At 71.3% G+C, this 19249-nt stretch carries 19 protein-coding genes; 18 read left to right on the top strand and 1 reads right to left on the bottom strand.

Going from position 1 to position 19249, the window contains the following annotated elements; all coding sequences use genetic code 11:
* The first annotated feature begins 1 nt into the window (after position 1).
* The 3 genes from LIV55_RS04340 to LIV55_RS04330 are packed head-to-tail and all read left to right on the top strand — an operon-like array spanning position 2 to position 4595.
* Positions 2–1117 (top strand): HEAT repeat domain-containing protein, encoded by a 1116-nt coding sequence (locus LIV55_RS04340; RefSeq protein ID WP_123092056.1) that lies wholly within the window; start codon positions 2–4, stop codon positions 1115–1117.
* A complete protein-coding gene (locus LIV55_RS04335) occupies positions 1117–2568 on the top strand; it encodes a glycosyltransferase family 2 protein (RefSeq protein ID WP_123092055.1) in 1452 nt (483 codons plus the stop codon). Before LIV55_RS04340 ends, LIV55_RS04335 begins: the two co-directional genes overlap by 1 nt.
* Positions 2568–4595 (top strand): sensor histidine kinase, encoded by a 2028-nt coding sequence (locus LIV55_RS04330; protein ID WP_229299281.1) that lies wholly within the window; start codon positions 2568–2570, stop codon positions 4593–4595. Before LIV55_RS04335 ends, LIV55_RS04330 begins: the two co-directional genes overlap by 1 nt.
* On the opposite strand, the gene LIV55_RS04325 is transcribed toward LIV55_RS04330, so the two are convergent.
* Complete coding sequence (locus tag LIV55_RS04325; RefSeq protein ID WP_229299280.1) at positions 4525–5088, bottom strand: GNAT family N-acetyltransferase; 564 nt, start codon at positions 5086–5088, stop codon at positions 4525–4527. The two genes, LIV55_RS04330 and LIV55_RS04325, sit on opposite strands and share 71 nt — an antisense overlap.
* Positions 5089–5295: 207 nt before the next feature.
* On the opposite strand from LIV55_RS04325, the gene rpmE reads away from it, so the two are divergent.
* The 15 genes from rpmE to atpD all read left to right on the top strand — a co-directional run bounded on the left by rpmE (position 5296) and on the right by atpD (position 19177).
* Positions 5296–5511: a 50S ribosomal protein L31 gene (gene rpmE / locus LIV55_RS04320; RefSeq protein ID WP_068277874.1), complete on the top strand. Its 216-nt coding sequence runs from the start codon at positions 5296–5298 to the stop codon at positions 5509–5511.
* A gap of 87 nt (positions 5512–5598) precedes the next feature.
* The gene (prfA, locus tag LIV55_RS04315; protein WP_229299279.1) at positions 5599–6684 is read left to right on the top strand and encodes a peptide chain release factor 1; all 1086 of its coding nucleotides are present in this window, start codon (positions 5599–5601) and stop codon (positions 6682–6684) included.
* The gene (gene prmC, locus LIV55_RS04310) at positions 6681–7577 is read left to right on the top strand and encodes a peptide chain release factor N(5)-glutamine methyltransferase (RefSeq protein ID WP_229299278.1); all 897 of its coding nucleotides are present in this window, start codon (positions 6681–6683) and stop codon (positions 7575–7577) included. Before prfA ends, prmC begins: the two co-directional genes overlap by 4 nt.
* A 271-nt stretch (positions 7578–7848) precedes the next feature.
* A complete protein-coding gene (locus tag LIV55_RS04305; protein WP_123092050.1) occupies positions 7849–8595 on the top strand; it encodes an L-threonylcarbamoyladenylate synthase in 747 nt (248 codons plus the stop codon).
* Positions 8592–9869, top strand: a complete 1278-nt coding sequence (gene glyA, locus LIV55_RS04300; RefSeq protein ID WP_068277860.1) for a serine hydroxymethyltransferase — start codon at positions 8592–8594, stop codon at positions 9867–9869. The genes LIV55_RS04305 and glyA overlap by 4 nt, the downstream gene beginning before the upstream one ends.
* A 57-nt stretch (positions 9870–9926) precedes the next feature.
* A complete protein-coding gene (locus LIV55_RS04295) occupies positions 9927–11066 on the top strand; it encodes an MraY family glycosyltransferase (protein WP_229299277.1) in 1140 nt (379 codons plus the stop codon).
* Positions 11067–11522: 456 nt separating this feature from the next.
* Positions 11523–11942 carry a hypothetical protein gene (locus LIV55_RS04290; protein ID WP_229299276.1) on the top strand — a complete coding sequence of 140 codons (420 nt, stop codon included), beginning with the start codon at positions 11523–11525 and terminating at the stop codon, positions 11940–11942.
* A complete protein-coding gene (locus LIV55_RS04285) occupies positions 11939–12304 on the top strand; it encodes an AtpZ/AtpI family protein (protein ID WP_229299275.1) in 366 nt (121 codons plus the stop codon). Before LIV55_RS04290 ends, LIV55_RS04285 begins: the two co-directional genes overlap by 4 nt.
* Positions 12301–13122, top strand: coding sequence for a F0F1 ATP synthase subunit A (gene atpB / locus LIV55_RS04280; protein WP_191681590.1), 822 nt, complete (start codon positions 12301–12303; stop codon positions 13120–13122). The genes LIV55_RS04285 and atpB overlap by 4 nt, the downstream gene beginning before the upstream one ends.
* 118 nt (positions 13123–13240) lie before the next feature.
* Positions 13241–13453, top strand: coding sequence for an ATP synthase F0 subunit C (locus LIV55_RS04275; RefSeq protein ID WP_191681595.1), 213 nt, complete (start codon positions 13241–13243; stop codon positions 13451–13453).
* Positions 13454–13511: 58 nt separating this feature from the next.
* Positions 13512–14144, top strand: coding sequence for a F0F1 ATP synthase subunit B (locus LIV55_RS04270; RefSeq protein ID WP_372456492.1), 633 nt, complete (start codon positions 13512–13514; stop codon positions 14142–14144).
* Positions 14144–14959 (top strand): F0F1 ATP synthase subunit delta, encoded by an 816-nt coding sequence (locus LIV55_RS04265; RefSeq protein WP_229299273.1) that lies wholly within the window; start codon positions 14144–14146, stop codon positions 14957–14959. Before LIV55_RS04270 ends, LIV55_RS04265 begins: the two co-directional genes overlap by 1 nt.
* 93 nt (positions 14960–15052) lie before the next feature.
* Complete coding sequence (gene atpA, locus LIV55_RS04260; RefSeq protein ID WP_123092043.1) at positions 15053–16687, top strand: F0F1 ATP synthase subunit alpha; 1635 nt, start codon at positions 15053–15055, stop codon at positions 16685–16687.
* Between the two features lie 108 nt (positions 16688–16795).
* Positions 16796–17698: a F0F1 ATP synthase subunit gamma gene (locus LIV55_RS04255; RefSeq protein ID WP_229299272.1), complete on the top strand. Its 903-nt coding sequence runs from the start codon at positions 16796–16798 to the stop codon at positions 17696–17698.
* Between the two features lie 12 nt (positions 17699–17710).
* Positions 17711–19177: a F0F1 ATP synthase subunit beta gene (atpD, locus tag LIV55_RS04250; protein ID WP_229299271.1), complete on the top strand. Its 1467-nt coding sequence runs from the start codon at positions 17711–17713 to the stop codon at positions 19175–19177.
* Positions 19178–19249 lie beyond the last annotated feature (72 nt).

Raw genomic sequence — 19249 nt, 5'->3', positions numbered from 1 at the left:
CATGCCCGACTTCGTCGTCAGCGCCTGGGTGCTGCGGCTGTCGCTCTGGATCATGGCCGTCACGGCCGTGCTGCTCGCCGCGACGATCGTCCTCGCCCGGATCCAGCGCCGCCGCAAGGCGGCGCGCGACCGCCGCCAGATCGACCCCATCCGTCGCGACGTGCTCACCATCGCCTCCGGCGACGACGAGGACGGCAGCTCCGTGCAGCGCCTGCTGTCCGTGCCGCTCAGCGGTCTCGAGGCGGTCGACGGGTATCTCGTCTCCCTCCTGTCGAAGGTCCGGGGTGCACCGGCCCAGCAGCTCGTCGGCCTGCTCCAGCGCCACGGCGTCGTGCGCCGGGCGCGCGACGGTCTCGCCTCGTCCTCCGGCACACGCCGTGCCCGCTCCGCGTGGGCGATCGGGCTCATGCGCGTCGAGGGGGAGGCCCGCTCCGTCGCGCCCCTGCTCCAGGACAGCGACCGCGGCGCGGCCGTGACCGCCGCCCGCGCGCTCGGCATGCTGCGCGAGGACGTCGCCGCCGGCCCGCTGCTGCGCTCGGTCAAGCCCGCCCGCCGCGGCCGCGGCGCGCTGCCCGCCTGGGTCGTCACCGAGGCCCTCGCCCAGCTCGGCCCGGGCACCGCCGACACCGTCGGCGCCGCGCTGCTCAGCGACGACCCGACGACCCGCGCCGTCGCCGCGCGCGCGATCGGCGTCGCCCAGCACGTCTCGCAGCGCGAGTCCCTCCGCTCGCTGCTCGCCATCGAGGAGGACCAGACCGTGCTCGCCGCCGTCGCCGAGGCCCTGGGCCGCGTGGGCCGACCCGACGACATCCCGTCGCTCGTCGACCTCGCCGCCCCCGGCCACCACCAGACGGTGCGGCTCTCCGCCGTCCGCGCCCTCTCCGAGCTCGGCGGGCGCGCCTCCGTGGCCGCGCTCGCGGACCTGCTCTCCGACGAGGACGCCCGTGTCGGCGAGCTCGCCGCGCAGTCCCTCGTCGACCTCGACAGCCCCGGGATCGCCGCCCTCCACGAGGTCGCCGAGCGCACCTCGCCCGAGGACGACGTCACCCGCGCCGCGACGAGCTACGGCAGGGCCCTGCTCGAGCTGCGCGCCGGCTCCGGGGCCGGTGGTCGCTGATGGACTGGCTCGAACCCCTTCGCCCGGTCGTCGAGACGATCTTCTCCGTCATCGCGCTGCCGGTCCTCGTCTACTTCCTCGTCATCAACACGAGCTATCTCGTGCTCGTCGTCATGTCGAGCCTGGAGTTCCGTCGCTCGATGCGCCAGCTGCCGTACGCGGGCCGCGAGGAGCTCGTCGGCTCCGGCCTCGTGCCCGGTGTCTCCGTCGTCGCCGCGATGCACAACGAGGAGGTGGGCATCCGGCTCGCGGTGCAGTCGATGCTCGCGCTGCACTACCCGCGCCACGAGGTCATCGTCGTCGACGACGGCAGCACCGACGGCGGCTTCGAGGTGCTGCGCGAGACGTTCGATCTCGTCGAGATCCCGCGGCGCATGCCCGGCGACATCACCGTGCGCGAGCAGCCGACCTCGGTGCACGTGCCGCGCAACGGCCGGACCCGCCTGACCGTCGTCCGCAAGGCCAACTCCGGTCGCTCAGACTCGATGAACGTCGGCATCAACTACGCCTCGCAAGACCTCGTCGTCTTCGTCGACTCGGACTCGATCCTCGACCCCGACGCGCTGCTGTCGGTCGTCAAGCCCTTCGCCGACGACCCGGTGCGCATGGTCGCCGCGGGCGGCGTCATCCGCGCGGTCAACGGCTGCCTCGTGCGAGGAGGTCGTGTCACCGAGGTGCGGATGCCGAAGAACTGGTTGGCCCGGATCCAGGTCGTCGAGTACCTGCGCGCCTTCCACCTCGGCCGCTCCGGCTGGTCCCGCCTGAAGTCGCTCATCCTCATCAGCGGGGCCTTCGGCATCTTCCGCCGCGACGTGCTCGTCGAGGTCGGCGGGCTCGACCCGAGCAGCATCGGCGAGGACTTCGAGCTCGTGCTGCGCGTGCACAAGCACCTGCGCCGGCAGAAGCGCGACTACCGCGTGCAGTTCATCAACGAGCCGATCTGCTGGACCGAGGTCCCCGAGTCGGCCAAGGTCCTGCGCAAGCAGCGCGCCCGCTGGCACCGTGGGCTGTGGGAGACGCTGTGGGCCTACCGCGGCATGCTCTTCAACCCGCGCTACGGCCGGGTCGGCATGATCGCCCTGCCGTACTACTGGCTCTTCGAGCTCATCGCCCCCGCGCTCGAGCTCTTCGGGCTCGTCCTCGTCGTCCTCGGCACGCTGCTCGGGGTCATCGACGTCTCGTACTTCCTGCTCTTCATGGCCGTCGCGTACGTCTACGCCGCGCTCGTCACACTCGCCGCGATGACCGTCGAGGAGCTGAGCTTCCACAAGTACCCGCGCTGGCGCGACCTCGCGAGCACGCTCGCGGCCGCGGTCGTCGAGAACGTCGGGTACCGGCAGGCCACGGCCGTGTGGCGCATCGAGGGCTGGGTGCAGAGCCTCACCGGTCGCAAGCAGGTGTGGGGCACGATGACCCGCACCGGCTTCGACACCGGTGAGGGCAAGGGCTGATGAGCCCCCAGCACACCGTCGCGCGGGTCCTCGAGCGCCTCGTGCTGCTCCTGTCGTGCGTCATCCTCGCGATCTCGGCGCTGTCGGCCGGTGCGGTCGTCTACATCCGGCACGAGGTGACGACGACGGCCACCCGCTTCACCCCGCTCATCGACGGCTCGAGCCGGATGCGCGTCGCGATCACCGACGCCCAGTCGGAGTACCGCGGCTACCTGCTGACGAAGGACCGGATGTATCTCGAGCGCTACCGCGCCGACCGCGAGGAGTTCCGCCGGGAGACCGCGGAGTTCCGCGAGCTCGCCGGTGGCCAGGTCGGGGCCGAGGCGATGGACGAGCTCGTCGACGCGGGGGACCGGTGGTTCGCCGCTGTCGACGTGCAGGTGACGCGTGTCGCCGACGGCCGCGAGGGCGACATCTCGAGCACGGCGGCCACCTTCGACCGCGTCGAGGTCGCCCACGACGACCTCGTCGAGGAGGTGAGCGCGGCCCGCGAGGGGCGTCGCGACCGCTACCGCGCGGCCATGAGCATCTCGCTCGTCGCGATCATCCTCGCCAGCCTCGTCGCGCTCAGCGCGACCCTGCGCCAGAGCTGGAAGGTGCGGCGCTACCTCATCTCCCCCCTTCGCTCCCTGTACAGCACCGTCGTCAACCACGAGGCCGGCGCCGTCGCCGCCCGCGCCGACACGACCCGCGGCGCCCAGGAGGTCCGGGCCGTCGCGACCGCCTTCAACTCCCTCGCCGAGGTCAACGACTCGATGCGCCGCGAGCGCGAGCGACAGCTCGACCTCTACCGGCTCACCAGCCGGGTCGTCGGGCAGCTCTCCCGGCGCGACGACGAGGCCGACGGCACGTGGGACGACGCCTGCCGCGAGCTCTCGGCGCGGCTCGGCGTCGACGCGACGACGATCTACGAGATCGAGGGCGACGAGATCGTCACCGCCGGCAGCTACCGCTCGCCGTCGGCCGACTTCACCCCGCTGCTCGTCGACATCTCCGTGCCGTCGCTGCGCGAGATGCTCGCGGACGTCCCCGCCCTCTTCGGCCACACGCCGGACGAGATCTTCGCCCTCTTCCCCGACCGGCTCGCCGGCACCGCCGACCTCCACGGGGTGCGGGCCTGGGCGCTGCACCCGCTCGTCGTCTCCGGCGAGGTCGTCGGCATCCTGTCGATCGCCGCGATGCGCGAGCACCACTGGGAGGCCGCGGAGGAGCAGGCCATCCGACGCGTCGCCGAGTACGCCGGGCATGCGCTCGCCGAGCGACGCGTCGTCGCCGAGCTCTCCGCGCTCGACGCGCAGAAGTCCGACTTCGTCGCGACGACGAGCCACGAGCTGCGCACACCGCTCACCTCGATCGCCGGCTACCTCGAGCTCATCGAGGACGGCGACTTCGGGCCGCTGCAGCCCCGTCAGGCCCACGCGCTCGAGGTCATCTCGCGCAACGTCTCGCGGCTGCGCCTGCTCATCGACGAGCTGCTCCTGCTCAACCGTCTCGACAGCGGCGCCGCCGGTGCCGAGCGCCGGGTCCTCGACATGCGTCTGCTCGTCACCTCCGTCGGCGAGTCGATGAAGCCCGTCGCCGACGCGGCGGGCGTCGAGCTCGTCGTGAGCACCGGCACCCACTCGCAGCCGGTCGAGGTCGAGCGCGACCAGGTGGAGCGGGCCATCGGCAACCTCACGAGCAACGGCGTGAAGTTCACCCCGCGCGGCGGCCGGGTCGAGCTGCGCATCGAGGCCGACGACGCGTGGGTGCGCGTCATCTGCCGCGACACCGGCATGGGCATCCCCGACGAGGACCAGGCCCACCTCTTCCAGCGCTTCTACCGGGCGAGCAACGCCCGCGAGCAGCAGGTGCAGGGCACCGGGCTGGGTCTCGTCATCGTCGAGACCATCGCCCGCATGCACGGCGGCGGTGTCGAGCTCGCGTCGAGCGTCGGCGTCGGCACGACGGTGACGGTCACCCTGCCTCGGGCGGGGTCGGCTCACGCGTCAGCCGAGCCCGCATCTCCGGGAACTGCGACGGCGTGAAGCCCAGGGCCTCGTACATCGGGGCGCCCTCGGCCGTCGCGTTGAGCGTGACGACGTCGACCCGGGTGGACTGCGTGAACCAGTCGAGGACCCCTTCGACGCAGGCCTGCGAGAGCCCGCGGCGACGGTGGCTCGGGAAGGTCGCGACGTTCGTCAGCAGCCCGCCGACGTCACCGGGGCGCGTGGGGGAGGGCATGAGGTCGACGACCTGGCCCATGGCGCACGAGACGACGGCGCCCCCGACGTCGGCGACGACGACGGCGAGCCCGGCGTCGTCGAGGTGCAGCTGGAGCCACCGGGCGGCGTCGGCGCGCCACCGGGGGTCGTAGAGGTCCTCGTCCGGGGTGCCCATGGCCTCGAACATGAGGATGCGCAGCTCGATGACCGAGCCGATGTCGGCGGCGGTCGCGGCCCGCACGACCGAGCCCTCCACCGGCCCGGGGCGCTCCTCGAGGGCGGGTCGGCGGTCACGGCGCAGCGGTCGTCGAGCCATGCCCGCATGATGCCGCACCCGTCCGAGCGGCCGTCGGGGCGGTCGGGGAATGCCGCGCGGGCGGGCGCGGTTATGGACCACGTCAGATCCTCTGGCAGAATCACCCGTTGGACCGGTTCACGGCTGGCGCCTCGAGCGCAGGACCTGCACCGCACGCATCCCAGATGCGGTGGGCCCGCCGACCCGGATGAGATCCAAGGAGATCACGTGAAGAAGGACATCCACCCCAGCTACGCGGAGACCACGGTCTCCTGCACCTGCGGCAACGAGTTCACGACGCGCAGCACCGCCGACGGCGGCCGCATCCGCGTCGAGGTCTGCAGCGCCTGCCACCCGTTCTACACGGGCAAGCAGAAGCTCATGGACTCCGGCGGCCGCGTCGCCCGCTTCCAGAAGCGTTACGGCCAGACCGCCGCGAAGTAACGCCTCCGACGCGCCGGTCAGCGATCACGCTGGCCGGCGCGTCGTCGTCTCCGCACCCCTGTCGTCCACCTCCCGGAGGTCCCTGCCGTGCTCGACCCGTCGTCCTCTGGGCAGAGCCTCGTCGACGAGCACGCGGCCCTCGAGGCCCAGCTCGGCGACCCGGAGGTCGTCGGCGACCCCGAGCGGCTGCGCGAGGTCAACTCGCGCTACGCCCGGCTCGGCCCGGTCGTCGCCGCGCACGCCGAGTGGGTCGGCGCGGGCGAGGACCTCGAGGCCGCCCGTGAGCTCGCGCAGGAGGAGCCCTCCTTCGCCGAGGAGCTCCCCGCGCTCGCCGAGCGGCTCGAGCAGGCCGAGGACCGGCTGCGCCGGCTGCTCATCCCGCGCGACCCCGACGACGACCGCGATGTCATCCTCGAGGTCAAGGCGGGCGAAGGCGGAGCCGAGTCGGCCCTCTTCGCCGGTGACCTCCTGCGGATGTACCTCCGCCACGCGGAGAAGCACGGCTGGCGCACCGAGATCCTCGACTCCACCGAGTCCGACCTCGGCGGCTACAAGGACGTGCAGGTCGCGATCAGCTCGCGCGGCACCCCGGCGCCGGGGGAGGCCCCGTGGGCCCGCCTCAAGTACGAAGGGGGAGTCCACCGCGTCCAGCGCGTCCCCGTCACCGAGAGCCAGGGGCGTATCCACACCTCCGCCGCCGGTGTGTGGGTCATGCCCGACGTCGGCGACGTCGTGACGGTCGACATCGCGGCGAACGACCTCAAGATCGACGTGTACCGCTCGAGCGGCCCCGGTGGCCAGAGCGTCAACACGACCGACTCCGCCGTGCGGATCACCCACCTGCCCACCGGCCTGGTCGTCTCGTGCCAGAACGAGAAGTCGCAGCTGCAGAACAAGGAGTCGGCGATGCGCGTGCTGCGCGCCCGCCTGCACCAGCTGGCGGTCGACGAGGCCGCGGCCGAGGCGGCCGACGCCCGGCGCAGCCAGGTGCGCACCGTGGACCGCTCCGAGCGGATCCGCACCTACAACTTCCCGGAGAACCGGATCTCCGACCACCGCACCGGCTTCAAGGCGCACAACCTCGACAGCGTCCTCGACGGCGACCTCGACGCCGTCGTCGACTCCGCGGTCGCGGCCGACGAGGCCGCCCAGCTCGCCGCCCTCGACGGATGAGCCGTCCGCTGCGCGACGTCGTGCGCGCGGCCGAGGCCGAGCTCGCCGCGGCGGGCATCTCCTCCGCCCGCACCGACGCGGTCCTGCTCCTCGCCCACGTCCTCGACGTGGGGCGCGGCGAGGTCGAGCGCCGGCTGTTCCTGGGCTCCGACCTCGACGCCTCCGCGGGCGAGCGTCTCGCGGGGCTCGTCGCCGAGCGCGCCCGCCGGGTGCCGCTGCAGCACCTCACGGGGGTCGCGCCCTTCCGTCACCTCGAGCTCGCGGTCGGCCCCGGGGTCTTCGTGCCCCGGCCCGAGACCGAGCTCGCCGTCGACCTCGTCCTCGCCGAGCTCTCCCGCCGGGAGGGCGAAGGGGGAGCCGCCCCCGTCGTCGTCGACCTGTGCACCGGGTCGGGGGCGCTCGCGCTCGCCGTGGCCGACGAGGCCCCGGGGGCGGAGGTCGTCGCGGTGGAGCTGAGCCCCGAGGCCGTCGCGTGGGCGCGGCACAACGTCGAGCGCACCGGGCTCCCGGTGCGCGTCGTCGAGGGCGACGCGTCCGCCGACCCGCGGTCGATCGACGAGGTCGCCGACCTCGTGGGCGCTGTCGACGTCGTCGTGAGCAACCCGCCGTACATCCCCGACGGTGCAGTGCCGGTCGACCCGGAGGTCGCCGAGCACGACCCGGGCATCGCGCTCTACGGGCGCAGCGCCGACGGGCTCGCCGTGCCGGTCGCCGTTGCCGCGAGCGCGGCCGTGCTGCTGCGACCCGGCGGGCTGCTCGTCATGGAGCACGCCGACACCCAGGGCGAGAGCCTGCCGCGCGCGATCGCGGCGACCGGGCTGTGGTCAGCGGTCGACGACGTCGAGGACCTCACCGGTCGGCCCCGGATGACGCGGGCCCGCCGCCTGCCCTGACCTGCCCGCAGACGCAACGAGGCCCCGCCGGCAGGGAGTTCGGCGGGGCCTCGTGCGTCGCCGTCGCGTCAGACGCGAGCGAGGATCCAGATGAGCAGCGCGATGATCGCGAGCACGCCGACGATGGTCCAGATGGTCCCGGAACCACGCATGAAGATCTCCTCTCGATGGGTGACGGGGGCGTCACGTGGCCCGAACCTAGAGGGTCAGCCGCGTCCGTGGGGCGAAGGGGGGAGGGGGCATCTGAGCCACGCCCCATAGGGTGTGCCCCATGAGCCCCGTCGTCGACGCCACCTCGCCGGACAGCCGCGAGGACGCCATCACGACGACCGCTGACGCGGTGCGCGCCGGAGAGGTCGTCGTCATCCCCACCGACACCGTCTACGGCATCGGCTGCGACGCCTTCTCGGCGGAGGCGGTCCAGGCCGTCCTCGACGCCAAGGGTCGCGGTCGTGACATGCCGCCCCCGGTCCTCGTGCCCGACCAGCGCACCCTCGACGGCCTGGCCCGCGACGTGCCGGCCTGGGTGCGCGACCTCGTCGAGGCCGAGTGGCCCGGGCCGCTCACCGTCGTCGTGCACGCCCAGCCCTCCCTGCACTGGGACCTCGGAGAGACCCGCGGCACCGTGGCCCTGCGCATGCCCGACGACGAGCTGGCGCTCGCCGTCCTCGCCGAGGTCGGACCGATGGCCGTGACGAGCGCGAACCGCACCGGCGAGCCGCCGGCCCGCACCGCGGTCGAGGCCGCCTCGCAGCTCGGTGCGTCGGTCGCCGTCTACCTCGACGGCGGGCCCCGTCCCAGCGGCGAGCCGTCGACCATCGTCGACTGCACCGGCGACGAGCCGGTCATCCTGCGCAGCGGGGCCCTGCCGGCCTCGCGGGTGCGCCAGGTCTTCGCCGACGCCCAGCCGGCCGAGCCGCCCCCGCCGTCCGCCTCCGTGGACGACACCTCCACGACCCATCTCGACACCAGCGACATCGACAGCGACACCGCAGAGAGCGAAGGACCCACGCGATGACCGACGACACCTTCTACGGCTCCGACTTCGGGGGCCTGCGCGCCTTCGACCCCGAGATCGCCGACGTGCTCCTCTCCGAGCTCGGCCGGATCCGCTCGGGCCTGCAGCTCATCGCCAGCGAGAACCTCTCGAGCCCCGAGGTGCTCACCGCGCTCGGCTCGACGCTGTCGAACAAGTACGCCGAGGGCTACCCCGGCCGGCGCTACTACGGCGGCTGCAGCGAGGTCGACAAGGCCGAGCAGCTCGCCATCGACCGGTGCAAGGCGCTCTTCGACGCCGACCATGCCAACGTCCAGGCGCACTCCGGCGCCAGCGCGAACCAGGCCGTCTACGGCGCCTTCCTCAAGCCGGGCGAGAAGATCCTCGCGATGTCGCTGCCCCACGGCGGCCACCTCACCCACGGCACGAAGGTCTCCTTCTCCGGCAAGTGGTTCGACGCCGTCCACTACGGCGTGCACCCCGAGACCGAGGACGTCGACTACGACGAGATGGAGCGCCTGGCCAAGGAGCACCGCCCCAAGGTCATCTGCGCCGGCGGCTCGGCGATCCCGCGTCTCATCGACTTCGAGCGGATCCGCGCCATCGCCGACGAGGTCGGCGCGATCTTCTGGGTCGACGCGGCCCACTTCATCGGTCTCGTGGCCGGCAAGGCGATCCCCAGCCCCGTCCCCTTCGCCGACGTCGTGACCTTCACGACCCACAAGGTCCTGCGCGGCCCCCGCTCCGGTGCCCTCGTCTGCAAGGCCGAGCACGCGGCCGCGCTCGACAAGGCGATCTTCCCGATGATGCAGGGCGGGCCGCAGATGCACACGATCGCGGCCAAGGCCGTGAACTTCAAGGAGTGCGCGAGCCCGGAGTACGCCGACTACACCCGGCGCGTCATCACCAACTCCCAGGCGCTCGCGGCCGGTCTGGCCGAGCGCGGCATCCGGCCGACGACCGGTGGCACGGACACGCACCTCGCGCTGCTCGACCTCCAGGGCGTCGGCGTCACGGGCAAGGACGCCGAGGCGCGCGCCGACGCGGCCGGGATCGTGCTCAACAAGAACGCGATCCCCAACGACCCGCAGAAGCCGGGCATCGCCTCGGGCGTGCGCGTCGGCACCCCGTGCGTCACGACGCAGGGCATGGGCGAGGCCGAGATGGCGACCATCGCCGAGCTCATCCACGTCGCCGTCACCCAGGGCGACGCCGACCCGGAGCACGCCGTGAGCCAGCAGGTGCGCGCGGGCGTCGACGAGCTCGTCACCGCCTTCCCCGCCTACCCTCGCTGAGCCGGGCCCGACCGGGCCCGCGGCTGACCACATCACCAGTGACGACGGAGGCGGCGCGTGCGTGAGTACCTGCTCGTCGTCCTCGTGGCGCTGGCGACGACCTACCTGTGCGTGCCCGCCATGCGGGCGATCGCGGTGCGGACCGGGGCGTACACCCCGGTCCGCAGCCGCGACGTGCACACCGTGCCGATCCCTCGGCTCGGGGGAGTGGCGATCCTCATGGGGTACGCCGCCGCGACGCTGCTCGCATGGCGTCTGCCCTTCCTCTCGCAGGTCTTCGAGACGCGCGAGCTCGTCGGGGTGCTGGGGGCGGGCGCGGTCGTCTGCCTCGTCGGGGCGATCGACGACGTCCGCGACCTCGACCCGGCGACGAAGATGGGTGGGCAGCTGGTCGCCGCCGGGATCATGGCCTTCTCCGGCGTGCAGTTCTTCTCGTTGCCGCTCGGGGTCGTCACGGTCCTGCCGGCGCCGATCCTCGTCATCCTGACGATCTTCGTCGTCGTCCTCGCGACGAACGCGGTGAACTTCATCGACGGGCTCGACGGGCTCGCCGCGGGGACGGTCGCGATCGCCGCGGGGTCGTTCTTCGTGTACAGCTATCTCATCTCGGCCTCGTACAACCCGCCGAACGTCTTCAGCTCGGCGACCTTCATCTCCGCCGCGATGCTCGGGTGCTGCCTGGGCTTCCTGCCGCACAACTTCTTCCCCGCCCGGCTCTTCATGGGCGACAGCGGGGCGCTCCTGCTCGGGCTGCTCCTCGCCGCCGCGACGATCAGCACGACCGGTGCGGTCAACCCGAGCCAGGTGAGCGACAACCCGGTCGCGGCGACTATCCTGCCGCTGCTCGTGCCGATCGCGATCATGCTGCTGCCGCTGCTCGACGTCCTCTTCGCCGTCGTGCGCCGCACCGCACGAGGGCAGAGCCCCTTCCACCCCGACGCCCAGCACCTGCACCACCGCATGCTGCGGATCGGCCACGGCCACCGCCGCGCGGTGCTCCTGCTGTGGTGGTGGGCCTTCGTCGTCGCCGCCGGCTCGGTGAGCTTCGTCGTCGTCCAGCCCGCTGAGCTCGCGGCGGCCGGGGTCCTCGCCCTGCTCGCCGTCGCCGTCGTCCTCACCGTGTGGCTCCCGCGCTTCTCCCGCCCCGGCCACCGCCCCAAGACCTTCGACCGCCAGGGCCGCCGCCTCGACGCCTAACCGTTCTTGGTTGGTCGAGGTGCGAGCGTCAGCGAGCCCCGAGACGACCCGTGTGCTCGGGAAGTTGGCAGATGCTCGTGCTGCAACCGGTGCTGGTGCCAATTTCTCGGGGCGGGTGGTCTCGAGGCTCAGGCCTGGCGGCCTTCGCACCTCGACCAGCGAGAGGGCGTTGGCGGTCGAGGTGCGACGAAGGAGCCTCGAGACCATCCCGCTGCTCGAGATGTTGGCGGGTGCTCGTGCTGCAACCGGTGCTGGTGCCAACTTCTCGGGGGAGGCGTGGTGTCGAGGCTTGGGGGTGGGGGCTTCGTGCCTCGACCGCCCGAAGGGGTGGGACGGCGGCCGCTCGTCGCGCTCGAGTCGCGGGGTCGGAGGCGCTTGTGATAACTTTCACAAGCGCCGACGACGGGCCGTGAGGGCCCGCTCGAGCCTCGACCAGATCCCGTGCCGAAGGACGCCATGACCGCCACGCGCACCACCCGCGAGCCCATCACGGGCATGCTTCGCGGCGTCGTGCTCGCAGGCGTCGCCGGGTGCGTCGCCGCGCCGGTCATCGGGTGGCTCGCCGCGGGGGAGAGGGCCGGCTGGTCCGCCCTCGCCGGAGCCGCGACCGCAGCGGCGATCATGCTCGTCGGCCTCGTCGCGATGCGAGTCATCGTCGAAGGGGACGCACGCCTCAGTCTCCCGGGCGCGCTCGTCGTCTACGTCGGTCAGCTGATGCTGCTCGTCGTGGTGCTCGTCGCCCTGAGAGGGCAGCCCTGGCTCGTCGGAGAAGCCTTCACCGCCGCCGCGATCCTGCAGACGGTCGTGCTCCAGGCGGGCCAGATCACCGGGTACGCCCGTGCGCGGCACGAGATCTACCCGGGAGGGGCGCGATGAGCCCCCGCCGCCGCAAGACCGACACCCCGCAGCCGCGCCTCGTCACCCGGCGCGAAGGGGTGGCGCCCGACGCGCACCGCTGGTCCACCGAGACCGAGGGCCCGAGCCCCACCGCCCAGGCGGACGCGCTCGGCGCGACCGTCCTCGCCTACCTCATCACCGGACCCCTGCTCTTCGGGGGGATCGGATGGCTGCTCGACCGCTGGCTGGGGACGACGTTGATCGTCGCCGCCGGTGCCGTGGTCGGGATGGGGCTGTCGCTCTACGTCATCTGGCTCCGGTACGGTACGTCTCAGGCACCCACGAGCGGCGGCGATACCGCGCTGCCCGGAGCCAAGCCACACAACGAGGAGAACCCGTGATCCTGACTGCGCCCGCGCACATCGCCGCGCTCGCGCCCATGGCCTCCGGCGAGGGCGAGGGCTACGCGCCCCCCACGCCGGAGATCTTCTGGCAGCCCCTCTTCGAGGTCGGCGGTCTCACCGTCACCAACCAGATGGCTTGGGCCGCGATCGTCACCGCTGTGCTCTCCTTCGGGATGATCGCGCTGAGCCGCAAGGCCGCGGTCGTCCCCAGCAAGGGCCAGTGGCTCTTCGAGGGCTTCTACAACTTCCCCCGCAACTCGGTGGCCCGCGACATGATCGGCACCAAGGAGTTCCGCCGCTTCGTGCCGCTCCTCGTGACCCTCTTCGCGATGATCCTCTTCTACAACCTCATGGGGATCTTCCCGCTCGCGATGAATCCGGTGAACGGCAAGATCGGCTTCCCGATCGCGCTGACGCTCGTCGTCTACGTGGTCTACCACTGGATCGGCTTCCAGCGGATGGGCTTCGTCGGCTACTTCAAGCACATGGTCCCCCCGGGCCTTCCGGGCTGGATCGCCCCGGTGATCTTCCTGCTCGAGCTCGTCACCTACTTCATCACCCGGCCGCTGACGCTCGCGCTGCGACTCTTCGGCAACATGTTCGCCGGGCACATGGTCATCTACCTCTTCGTCACCGCGGGTGCGTACTTCCTGCTCGAGGCCGACGGTGCGCTCCTCAAGGTGATGTCGGTGCCGACCTTCCTCATGGCCGGCGTGATGATCCTCTTCGAGGCCCTGGTGCAGTTCCTCCAGGCGTTCGTCTTCGTCCTGCTCGCGGCGAGCTACATCGCCGGCGCTCTCGCCGACGACCACTGAGTCGCGGCTCGTCGACCGCAGTACCCATAACCAAATAGCCACCACCCCCAAGAACTTCCCCGCGGCAGGCGCCGCGGCGGATCGGTAAATACACGGAAGAGGAATTCACGTGCAGATCATGGAAATCACCGGCTCGCTCTCCCTCGTCGGCTACGGCCTGGCCGCCATCGGCCCGGCGATCGCGGTCGGTCTGATCTTCGCCGCTTACATCAACGGTGTCGCTCGTCAGCCGGAGGCCCGCAACCTCCTGCAGCCGATCGCCATCCTCGGCTTCGCGCTCGCTGAGGCCCTCGCGATCTTCGGTCTGGTCCTCTTCTTCATCAACAACTGAGCCCACGGGCCTCGTGCCCGTGCTCACCCGAACCGAGACCAGCACCTAGGAGTACCCCGTGCACATCACGGCAACCGCAACGTCGGTCGTGAGCCTCGCGACGGCGGGTGGAGAAGGCGAGACCATGCCTCTCATCCCGCACCTCGAGGAGCTCGTCTTCGGGCTGATCATGTTCGCGATCCTCTACTGGGTCGTCGCGAAGAAGGTCGCCCCGAACATCGAGAAGGCCTACCAGGAGCGCCACGCTGCTATCGAGGGTGGCATCGCCCAGGCCGAGAACGCCCAGGCCGAGGCCGAGGCCGCCAAGGCCCAGTACGAGGCCCAGCTCGCCGACGCCCGTGCCGAGGCCGCGAAGATCCGCGAGGACGCGCGCGCCGAGGGTGCGAGCATCGTCGCGGAGATGCGTCAGCAGGCTCAGGACGAGGCTGCTCGCATCACCGAGTCCGCTCACAAGCAGATCGACGCGGAGCGCCAGCAGGCGTCGGTGTCGCTGCGTGGTGAGGTCGGCCGGATGTCCACCGACCTCGCGGGTCGCATCGTCGGTCACGAGCTGAGCGACTCCGCGTCGCGCCAGTCGATCATCGACCGCTTCCTCGCCGAGCTCGAGTCGGGTCAGGTCCAGCCGGAGAAGGTCGGCGCCTCCTCGACGCCGACGCAGGGCACGCTCGACGTCGACGGTCAGGGTTCCTGATGCGCGGCAGCTCGCGCGGAGCCGTCCGGCAGGGACGGGCGGCCTTCGACGCCGCCCTGCCCACGGTGGCCGACAAGGCCGTCCTCGCCGACGAGCTCTTCGCGGTCACCGCCCTGCTCGACGACAACGCGACGCTGCGCCGTGCCCTGGCCGACCCCTCTCGCGAGGGCTCGGACAAGGCCGCGCTGGCGCAGCGTCTGCTCGCGGGCAAGGTGTCCGAGGCCGCGTCGAGCATCGTCTCGGCGCTCGTCGCCGGTCGCTGGTCGCAGGAGCGCGACCTGTCCGACACCACCGAGCGCCTGGCCGTCGAGGCCTCGCTCGTCGGCGCCGAGCAGGACGGTCGGATCGACACGGTGGAGGACGAGCTCTTCCGCTTCGAGCGGGTCGTCGCCGCCAGCCCCGAGCTGCGCGACACCCTGACCAACCGGCAGGGCGACCCCGCAGGCAAGGCCGAGGTCGTCTCGACCCTGCTGCGCGACAAGGCCGCGCCGGAGAGCGTCCGGCTGGCGCGTCAGGCGGTGCTCGCCCCGCGCGGGCGTCGCTTCGACACCGTGCTCGACACCTACCTGCGGTACGCGGCGGCCCGTCGCGAGCAGCTCACCGCGGTCGTCACGACCGCGGCGCCGCTCACGACGGAGCAGACCGGTCGCCTCGCGTCCGCGCTGCAGCGCATCTACAGCAAGCCGATCCTCGTCCAGCAGCTCATCGAGCCGGACGTCATCGGCGGCATCCGGGTCCAGGTCGGCGACGAGGTCGTCGACGGGACCGTCCTGCGGCGTCTCGACGAGGCCCGCCGCCACCTGGCCGGCGGCTGAGCCCCCTTCGGGCTCGACCGACGCACCCACCACCCCACGCACCACACACCGACCGCCGGCCCACCACAGCCGGCACCCGAGGAGAAGAGACAGATGACGGAGCTCTCGATCCGTCCGGAGGAGATCCGGGACGCCCTGGACGGCTACGTCCAGTCCTACAACCCGGGCGCGGCCTCCCGTGAAGAGGTCGGCCGCGTCACCGACGCCGGTGACGGCATCGCCCACGTCGAGGGCCTGCCCTCGGCGATGACCAACGAGCTGCTCGAGTTCGAGGACGGCACCCTCGGCATCGCGCTCAACCTCGACGTCCACGAGATCGGTGTCGTCGTCCTCGGCGACTTCGCCAAGATCGAGGAGGGCCAGGAGGTCAAGCGGACCGGAGAGGTCCTCTCGGTCCCCGTCGGCGACTCCTTCCTCGGCCGCGTCGTCAACCCCCTCGGTCAGCCCATCGACGGTCTCGGCGAGATCACCAGCGAGGAGCGCCGCGCGCTCGAGCTGCAGGCGCCGACCGTCGTCCAGCGCAAGTCGGTGCACCAGCCGCTGCAGACCGGTCTGAAGTCGGTCGACGCGATGACCCCGATCGGCCGTGGCCAGCGTCAGCTGATCATCGGTGACCGCCAGACCGGCAAGACCACGGTCGCGGTCGACACGATCATCAACCAGAAGCAGTTCTGGGAGACCGGCGACCCGGAGAAGCAGGTCCGCTGCATCTACGTCGCCATCGGCCAGAAGGGCTCGACGATCGCCGCGGTCAAGGGCACCCTCGAGGAGGCCGGCGCGATGGAGTACACGACCATCGTCGCGGCCCCCGCGTCCGACGCCGCCGGCTTCAAGTACCTCGCCCCCTTCACCGGCTCGGCCATCGGCCAGCACTGGATGTACCAGGGCAAGCACGTCCTCATCGTCTTCGACGACCTGTCCAAGCAGGCCGAGGCGTACCGCTCCATGTCGCTGCTGCTGCGCCGCCCGCCGGGCCGCGAGGCCTACCCGGGTGACGTCTTCTACCTGCACTCGCGTCTGCTCGAGCGGTGCGCGAAGCTCTCCGACGAGCTCGGTGCGGGCTCGATGACCGGTCTGCCGATCATCGAGACGAAGGCGGGCGACGTCTCGGCGTACATCCCGACCAACGTCATCTCGATCACCGACGGCCAGATCTACCTCCAGGCCGACCTCTTCAACTCCAACGTCCGCCCGGCCATCGACGTGGGTGTCTCCGTCTCCCGCGTCGGCGGTGCCGCGCAGATCAAGGCGATGAAGTCGGTCTCGGGTCGTCTCAAGCTCGACCTCGCCCAGTACCGCGCGCTCGAGGCCTTCGCGATGTTCGCCTCCGACCTCGACCCCGCGAGCAAGCAGCAGCTCGCCCGCGGCGCGCGCCTCGTCGAGCTGCTCAAGCAGAAGCAGGCCGACCCGCTGCCCGTCGAGGAGCAGGTCGTCTCGATCTGGGCCGGCACCACCGGTCAGCTCGACAGCATCCCCGTCGAGGACGTCCAGCGCTTCGAGGCCGACTTCCTCGACCACCTGCGCCGCACGAAGCAGGAGCTGCTCGACGCGATCCGCGAGACCGGCAAGTTCGAGGACTCGACCGAGTCCGCGCTCCAGTCCGAGATCGACTCCTTCAAGGCTGGCTTCCAGCCCCGGGGCGACGCGGGCACCACGGTCGAGAGCTCCGAGGACGGCGACGACGCCCTCGACTCCGACCAGGAGCAGATCGTCCGCCAGAAGCGCTGACCACGAGGTCCGGGCGGGCACCGCCCCCCCGGACCGGTCAGCCGGCCGCACCCGCGGCCACCCCCACAGACATCCCCTTCGCGACAAGACCCAGAGAGGCGGCAACGTATGGGAGCGCAGATCCGGGAGTACCGGCAGCGCATCCGGTCCGTCAGCGCGACCAAGAAGATCACGCGGGCCATGGAGCTCATGGCGGCCTCCCGCGTCGTCAAGGCGCAGCAGGCCGTGCGTGCATCCACGCCGTACGCCCGCGCGCTGACCCGCGCGGCCTCGGCCGTGGCGACCTTCTCCGACGAGGAGCACGCGCTCACCAGCGAGGCCGAGCAGGTCCGTCGGGCCGCGGTGCTCATCATCTCCGCGGACCGTGGCCTCGCCGGTGGCTACAACGCCAACGTGCTCAAGGAGAGCGAGCGCCTCGTCGCTCGCCTCCAGGACGAGGGCAAGGAGGTCGTCCCCTACCTCGTGGGCCGTCGCTCGGTGAACTTCTACAGCTTCCGCAAGCGCGAGTTCGCGGCGCAGTGGACCGGCTTCTCCGAGAAGCCGACCTTCGAGGACGCCCGCGAGATCGGCAACCGCCTCGTCGAGGACTTCGTCAAGGACACCGAGGGCGAAGGGGGAGTGGACGAGGTCCACGTCGTCTTCACCCGCTTCGTCTCGATGGTCGCGCAGGAGCCCGAGGTCATCCGCCTGCTGCCCCTCGAGGTCGTCGACGGCGTCGAGGAGCCCGAGGAGTCGGAGATCTTCCCGCTCTACGAGTTCGAGCCCAGCGTGGACGAGCTCCTCGACGCGCTGCTGCCGAAGTACGTCAACGCGCGGATCTTCAACTGCCTCCTCCAGGCGGCCGCCTCCGAGCTCGCGGCGCGTCAGCGCGCGATGAAGTCGGCGACCGACAACGCCGAGGAGCTCATCAAGATGTACACCCGTCTGGCGAACCAGGCCCGCCAGGCTGAGATCACGCAAGAGATTTCCGAGATCGTCGGCGGCGCGAGCGCCCTCGCCGAGTCCAAGTAAGAAGGACAGGTAATGACTGCCACCATCGAGTCCACCCAGGACACCCCCCAGGCCGGCGGCGTCGGCCGGATCTCCCGCATCATCGGCCCCGTCGTCGACGTCGAGTTCCCGGCCGACGCGATGCCCGAGCAGTACAACCTGCTCACCAGCGAGATCGCGAGCACCGGTCAGGGCAGCGAGAGCCGCACGATCAACCTCGAGGTCGCCCAGCACATCGGCGACAACATGGTCCGCGCGATCTCCCTGCAGCCCACCGACGGCCTCGTCCGCGGCACCCAGGTGAAGGACACCGGCGGCCCCATCACGGTGCCCGTCGGCGACGTCACGCTCGGCAAGGTCTTCAACACCACCGGCGCGGTGATGAACCTCGCCGAGGGCGAGACCCTCGACGTGCAGGAGCGCTGGGGCATCCACCGCAACGCGCCCTCCTTCGACCAGCTCGAGAGCAAGACCACGATGTTCGAGACGGGCATCAAGGTCATCGACCTGCTCACCCCGTACGTCCAGGGTGGCAAGATCGGCCTCTTCGGCGGTGCGGGCGTCGGCAAGACCGTCCTCATCCAGGAGATGATCGCCCGTGTCGCCCGCGACCACGGTGGTGTCTCCGTCTTCGCCGGTGTCGGCGAGCGCACCCGTGAGGGCAACGACCTCATGGTCGAGATGGAGGAGGCCGGCGTCCTCGGCCAGACCGCGCTGGTCTTCGGCCAGATGGACGAGCCGCCGGGCACGCGTCTGCGCGTCGCCCTGTCGGCGCTGACGATGGCGGAGTACTTCCGCGACGTCCAGAAGCAGGACGTGCTCCTCTTCATCGACAACATCTTCCGCTTCACGCAGGCCGGCTCCGAGGTCTCGACCCTCCTGGGTCGCATGCCCTCGGCCGTGGGCTACCAGCCCACCCTCGCCGACGAGATGGGTGTGCTCCAGGAGCGGATCACCTCGACGCGTGGTCACTCGATCACCTCGATGCAGGCGATCTACGTGCCCGCGGACGACTACACCGACCCGGCCCCGGCGACGACCTTCGCGCACCTCGACGCGACGACCGAGCTCTCCCGTGAGATCGCCTCGCTCGGCATCTACCCGGCCGTGGACCCGCTCACCTCGACGAGCCGGATCCTCGACCGCCGCTACATCACCGCCGAGCACTACGACACCGCGGTGCGCGTGAAGTCGATCCTCCAGCGCAACAAGGAGCTGCAGGACATCATCGCGATCCTCGGCATCGACGAGCTCTCCGAGGAGGACAAGATCCTCGTCAACCGGGCTCGCCGGATCCAGCGCTTCCTGTCGCAGAACACCTACGTCGCGAAGCAGTTCACCGGCATCGAGGGCTCGACGGTCTCCCTGGCGGACACCATCGAGGCCTTCACGAAGATCTGCGACGGCGAGTACGACCACGTCGGCGAGCAGGCCTTCTTCATGTGCGGTGGCCTCGACGACGTCGAGCGCCAGTGGGCGGAGATCCAGAAGAACCTCTGACCTCGCAGCACCGGTCAGCCAGAGCCCGTCCCCGACGTCGTCGGGGGCGGGCTCTCGCAGTGCCCGGCGCCA

The sequence above is a fragment of the Janibacter melonis genome, assembly GCF_020567375.1.
Classification (GTDB): Bacteria; Actinomycetota; Actinomycetes; order Actinomycetales; family Dermatophilaceae; genus Marihabitans; species Marihabitans melonis.
Note: the sequence above shows the minus strand (reverse complement) of the source record. Positions and strands in the feature narration are given on the sequence as shown.

Excerpts from the sequence above, each read along its gene's own strand:
- LIV55_RS04340 (WP_123092056.1), top strand. The coding sequence starts at position 2 with ATGCCCGACTTCGTCGTCAGCGCCTGGGTGCTGCGGCTGTCGCTCTGG.
- LIV55_RS04335 (WP_123092055.1), top strand. The coding sequence starts at position 1,117 with ATGGACTGGCTCGAACCCCTTCGCCCGGTCGTCGAGACGATCTTCTCC.
- LIV55_RS04330 (WP_229299281.1), top strand. The coding sequence starts at position 2,568 with ATGAGCCCCCAGCACACCGTCGCGCGGGTCCTCGAGCGCCTCGTGCTG.
- LIV55_RS04325 (WP_229299280.1), bottom strand. The coding sequence starts at position 5,088 with ATGGCTCGACGACCGCTGCGCCGTGACCGCCGACCCGCCCTCGAGGAG.
- prmC (WP_229299278.1), top strand. The coding sequence starts at position 6,681 with ATGAGCCGTCCGCTGCGCGACGTCGTGCGCGCGGCCGAGGCCGAGCTC.
- LIV55_RS04305 (WP_123092050.1), top strand. The coding sequence starts at position 7,849 with ATGAGCCCCGTCGTCGACGCCACCTCGCCGGACAGCCGCGAGGACGCC.
- glyA (WP_068277860.1), top strand. The coding sequence starts at position 8,592 with ATGACCGACGACACCTTCTACGGCTCCGACTTCGGGGGCCTGCGCGCC.
- LIV55_RS04290 (WP_229299276.1), top strand. The coding sequence starts at position 11,523 with ATGACCGCCACGCGCACCACCCGCGAGCCCATCACGGGCATGCTTCGC.
- LIV55_RS04285 (WP_229299275.1), top strand. The coding sequence starts at position 11,939 with ATGAGCCCCCGCCGCCGCAAGACCGACACCCCGCAGCCGCGCCTCGTC.
- LIV55_RS04275 (WP_191681595.1), top strand. The coding sequence starts at position 13,241 with ATGGAAATCACCGGCTCGCTCTCCCTCGTCGGCTACGGCCTGGCCGCC.
- LIV55_RS04265 (WP_229299273.1), top strand. The coding sequence starts at position 14,144 with ATGCGCGGCAGCTCGCGCGGAGCCGTCCGGCAGGGACGGGCGGCCTTC.
- atpA (WP_123092043.1), top strand. The coding sequence starts at position 15,053 with ATGACGGAGCTCTCGATCCGTCCGGAGGAGATCCGGGACGCCCTGGAC.
- LIV55_RS04255 (WP_229299272.1), top strand. The coding sequence starts at position 16,796 with ATGGGAGCGCAGATCCGGGAGTACCGGCAGCGCATCCGGTCCGTCAGC.
- atpD (WP_229299271.1), top strand. The coding sequence starts at position 17,711 with ATGACTGCCACCATCGAGTCCACCCAGGACACCCCCCAGGCCGGCGGC.